This window comes from Streptococcus infantis, assembly GCF_001579645.1.
Lineage (GTDB): Bacteria > Bacillota > Bacilli > Lactobacillales > Streptococcaceae > Streptococcus > Streptococcus infantis_E.
In genome coordinates, this window is sequence record NZ_LQZF01000174.1 from 1 (window position 1) to 5,243 (window position 5,243).

General features: G+C 49.2%; 2 tRNA genes and 3 rRNA genes. All 5 read right to left on the reverse strand.

Annotation, left to right across the window (positions count from 1 at the left end):
• Window positions 1-116, reverse strand: a 5S ribosomal RNA gene (rrf, locus tag SINDD18_RS09930).
• Window positions 117-194: 78 nt separating this feature from the next.
• Window positions 195-3,099, reverse strand: a 23S ribosomal RNA gene (locus tag SINDD18_RS09935).
• Between the two features lie 126 nt (window positions 3,100-3,225).
• Window positions 3,226-3,298: transfer RNA gene (locus tag SINDD18_RS09940), tRNA-Ala, on the reverse strand.
• Window positions 3,299-3,348: 50 nt separating this feature from the next.
• A 16S ribosomal RNA gene (locus SINDD18_RS09945) occupies window positions 3,349-4,895 on the reverse strand.
• Together the 16S, 23S and 5S rRNA genes with 2 tRNA genes alongside form the textbook arrangement of a ribosomal RNA operon.
• Window positions 4,896-5,138: 243 nt before the next feature.
• Window positions 5,139-5,210: transfer RNA gene (locus tag SINDD18_RS09950), tRNA-Glu, on the reverse strand.
• Window positions 5,211-5,243 lie beyond the last annotated feature (33 nt).

Here is a 5,243-nt window from a genome sequence, read left to right on the forward strand (position 1 = left end):
GCTAAGCGACTTCCTTATCTCACAGGGGGCAACCCCCAACTACTTCCGGCGTTCTAGGGCTTAACTTCTGTGTTCGGCATGGGTACAGGTGTATCTCCTAGGCTATCGTCACTTAACTTTGAGTAATACCTACTCAAAATTGAATATCTATCAAATTTCACTTAAAATAATCACGCTTCGTATTCTCAGTTACTTTGGATAAGTCCTCGAGCTATTAGTATTAGTCCGCTACATGTGTCGCCACACTTCCACTTCTAACCTATCTACCTGATCATCTCTCAGGGCTCTTACTGATATAAAATCATGGGAAATCTCATCTTGAGGTGGGTTTCACACTTAGATGCTTTCAGCGTTTATCCCTTCCCTACATAGCTACCCAGCGATGCCTTTGGCAAGACAACTGGTACACCAGCGGTAAGTCCACTCTGGTCCTCTCGTACTAGGAGCAGATCCTCTCAAATTTCCTACGCCCGCGACGGATAGGGACCGAACTGTCTCACGACGTTCTGAACCCAGCTCGCGTGCCGCTTTAATGGGCGAACAGCCCAACCCTTGGGACCGACTACAGCCCCAGGATGCGACGAGCCGACATCGAGGTGCCAAACCTCCCCGTCGATGTGAACTCTTGGGGGAGATAAGCCTGTTATCCCCAGGGTAGCTTTTATCCGTTGAGCGATGGCCCTTCCATACGGAACCACCGGATCACTAAGCCCGACTTTCGTCCCTGCTCGAGTTGTAGCTCTCGCAGTCAAGCTCCCTTATACCTTTACACTCTGCGAATGATTTCCAACCATTCTGAGGGAACCTTTGGGCGCCTCCGTTACCTTTTAGGAGGCGACCGCCCCAGTCAAACTGCCCGTCAGACACTGTCTCCGATAGGGATCACCTATCTGGGTTAGAGTGGCCATAACACAAGGGTAGTATCCCAACAGCGTCTCCTTCGAAACTGGCGTCCCGATCTCTTAGACTCCTACCTATCCTGTACATGTGGTACAGACACTCAATATCAAACTGCAGTAAAGCTCCATGGGGTCTTTCCGTCCTGTCGCGGGTAACCTGCATCTTCACAGGTACTAAAATTTCACCGAGTCTCTCGTTGAGACAGTGCCCAAATCATTACGCCTTTCGTGCGGGTCGGAACTTACCCGACAAGGAATTTCGCTACCTTAGGACCGTTATAGTTACGGCCGCCGTTTACTGGGGCTTCAATTCATACCTTCGCGTTACCGCTAAGCACTCCTCTTAACCTTCCAGCACCGGGCAGGCGTCACCCCCTATACATCATCTTACGATTTAGCAGAGAGCTGTGTTTTTGATAAACAGTTGCTTGGGCCTATTCACTGCGGCTGACTTAAAGTCAGCACCCCTTCTCCCGAAGTTACGGGGTCATTTTGCCGAGTTCCTTAACGAGAGTTCTCTCGCTCACCTGAGGCTACTCGCCTCGACTACCTGTGTCGGTTTGCGGTACGGGTAGAGTATGTTTAAAACGCTAGAAGCTTTTCTTGGCAGTGTGACGTCACTAACTTCGCTACTAAACTTCGCTCCCCATCACAGCTCAATGTTATAGAACTAAGCATTTAACTCAATTCACACCTCACTGCTTAGACAGACACTTCCAATCGTCTGCTTTAGTTAGCCTACTGCGTCCCTCCATCACTACATACTCTAGTACAGGAATATCAACCTGTTGTCCATCGGATACACCTTTCGGTCTCTCCTTAGGTCCCGACTAACCCAGGGCGGACGAGCCTTCCCCTGGAAACCTTAGTCTTACGGTGGACAGGATTCTCACCTGTCTTTCGCTACTCATACCGGCATTCTCACTTCTATGCGTTCCAGCACTCCTCACGGTACACCTTCTTCACACATAGAACGCTCTCCTACCATACCTATAAAGGTATCCACAGCTTCGGTAAATTGTTTTAGCCCCGGTACATTTTCGGCGCAGGGTCACTCGACTAGTGAGCTATTACGCACTCTTTGAATGAATAGCTGCTTCTAAGCTAACATCCTAGTTGTCTGTGCAACCCCACATCCTTTTCCACTTAACAATTATTTTGGGACCTTAGCTGGTGGTCTGGGCTGTTTCCCTTTCGACTACGGATCTTAGCACTCGCAGTCTGACTGCCGACCATAATTCATTGGCATTCGGAGTTTATCTGAGATTGGTAATCCGGGATGGACCCCTCACCCAAACAGTGCTCTACCTCCAAGAATCTCTAATGTCGACGCTAGCCCTAAAGCTATTTCGGAGAGAACCAGCTATCTCCAAGTTCGTTTGGAATTTCTCCGCTACCCACAAGTCATCCAAGCACTTTTCAACGTGCCCTGGTTCGGTCCTCCAGTGCGTCTTACCGCACCTTCAACCTGCTCATGGGTAGGTCACATGGTTTCGGGTCTACGACATAATACTAAAGCGCCCTTTTCAGACTCGGTTTCCCTACGGCTCCGTCTCTTCAACTTAACCTCGCATCATATCGTAACTCGCCGGTTCATTCTACAAAAGGCACGCTCTCACCCATTAACGGGCTCGAACTTGTTGTAGGCACACGGTTTCAGGTTCTATTTCACTCCCCTCCCGGGGTGCTTTTCACCTTTCCCTCACGGTACTGGTTCACTATCGGTCACTAGGGAGTATTTAGGGTTGGGAGATGGTCCTCCCAGATTCCGACGGGATTTCACGTGTCCCGCCGTACTCAGGATACTGCTAGGTACAAAGACTATTTTAAATACGAGGCTATCACTCTCTTTGGCTGATCTTCCCAAATCATTCTTCTATAGTCTTTGAGTCCACATTGCAGTCCTACAACCCCGAAGAGTAAACTCTTCGGTTTGCCCTTCTGCCGTTTCGCTCGCCGCTACTAAGGCAATCGCTTTTGCTTTCTCTTCCTGCAGCTACTTAGATGTTTCAGTTCACTGCGTCTTCCTCCTCATATCCTTAACAGATATGGGTAACAGGTAGTACCTGTTGGGTTCCCCCATTCGGAAATCCCTGGATCATCGCTTACTTACAGCTACCCAAGGCATATCGTCGTTTGTCACGTCCTTCTTCGGCTCCTAGTGCCAAGGCATCCACCGTGCGCCCTTATTAACTTAACCTTATTTTTTTGACCTTTCAGTCATAAACTCTTTATTAATACTACAGCGTTTTCGGTTTATTTTCTTGTTACTATTTGATATAGATATTCAATTTTCAATGTGCATTACTTGGTGATCTCTCACCAATGGAGCCTAGCGGGATCGAACCGCTGACCTCCTGCGTGCAAAGCAGGCGCTCTCCCAGCTGAGCTAAGGCCCCACAAGACCTCTCAAGACTAAACAAGACCAATGTGCATTCCTTATCCTTAGAAAGGAGGTGATCCAGCCGCACCTTCCGATACGGCTACCTTGTTACGACTTCACCCCAATCATCTATCCCACCTTAGGCGGCTGGCTCCTAAAAGGTTACCTCACCGACTTCGGGTGTTACAAACTCTCGTGGTGTGACGGGCGGTGTGTACAAGGCCCGGGAACGTATTCACCGCGGCGTGCTGATCCGCGATTACTAGCGATTCCGACTTCATGTAGGCGAGTTGCAGCCTACAATCCGAACTGAGACTGGCTTTAAGAGATTAGCTTGCCGTCACCGACTTGCGACTCGTTGTACCAGCCATTGTAGCACGTGTGTAGCCCAGGTCATAAGGGGCATGATGATTTGACGTCATCCCCACCTTCCTCCGGTTTATTACCGGCAGTCTCGCTAGAGTGCCCAACTAAATGATGGCAACTAACAATAGGGGTTGCGCTCGTTGCGGGACTTAACCCAACATCTCACGACACGAGCTGACGACAACCATGCACCACCTGTCACCTCTGTCCCGAAGGAAAACTCTATCTCTAGAGCAGTCAGAGGGATGTCAAGACCTGGTAAGGTTCTTCGCGTTGCTTCGAATTAAACCACATGCTCCACCGCTTGTGCGGGCCCCCGTCAATTCCTTTGAGTTTCAACCTTGCGGTCGTACTCCCCAGGCGGAGTGCTTAATGCGTTAGCTACGGCACTAAACCCCGGAAAGGGTCTAACACCTAGCACTCATCGTTTACGGCGTGGACTACCAGGGTATCTAATCCTGTTTGCTCCCCACGCTTTCGAGCCTCAGCGTCAGTTACAAGCCAGAGAGCCGCTTTCGCCACCGGTGTTCCTCCATATATCTACGCATTTCACCGCTACACATGGAATTCCACTCTCCCCTCTTGCACTCAAGTTAAACAGTTTCCAAAGCGTACTATGGTTAAGCCACAGCCTTTAACTTCAGACTTATCTAACCGCCTGCGCTCGCTTTACGCCCAATAAATCCGGACAACGCTCGGGACCTACGTATTACCGCGGCTGCTGGCACGTAGTTAGCCGTCCCTTTCTGGTAAGATACCGTCACAGTGTGAACTTTCCACTCTCACACTCGTTCTTCTCTTACAACAGAGCTTTACGATCCGAAAACCTTCTTCACTCACGCGGCGTTGCTCGGTCAGACTTCCGTCCATTGCCGAAGATTCCCTACTGCTGCCTCCCGTAGGAGTCTGGGCCGTGTCTCAGTCCCAGTGTGGCCGATCACCCTCTCAGGTCGGCTATGTATCGTCGCCTTGGTGAGCCGTTACCTCACCAACTAGCTAATACAACGCAGGTCCATCTGGTAGTGATGCAATTGCACCTTTCAAGCAGATATCATGCAATATCTACTGTTATGCGGTATTAGCTATCGTTTCCAATAGTTATCCCCCGCTACCAGGCAGGTTACCTACGCGTTACTCACCCGTTCGCAACTCATCCGGAGAAGCAAGCTCCTCCTTCAGCGTTCTACTTGCATGTATTAGGCACGCCGCCAGCGTTCGTCCTGAGCCAGGATCAAACTCTCATTAAAAGTTTGAGTTCTCACTCATTTCTGTCACTGACAGATTTATTGTTTTTTTCATTGTTCAGTACTACAACTTCTGTTGTAGTGCCCTGCACATTGGTTCGTCTTGTTCAGTTTTCAAAGGTCTTTGTCACTCAATCTCTCTTAAGTGACAACTATATTAGTATATCACAGCTGCTTTCGCTTGTCAACACTTTTTTGAAACTTTTTTTAACTTTTTTCATCCAGTGTTTCAACTGCAATACACCATAGTCCGTACGGGATTCGAACCCGTGTTACCGCCGTGAAAAGGCGGTGTCTTAACCCCTTGACCAACGGACCAGAGTTGTTATTTTCAACTCTTACTATTATACC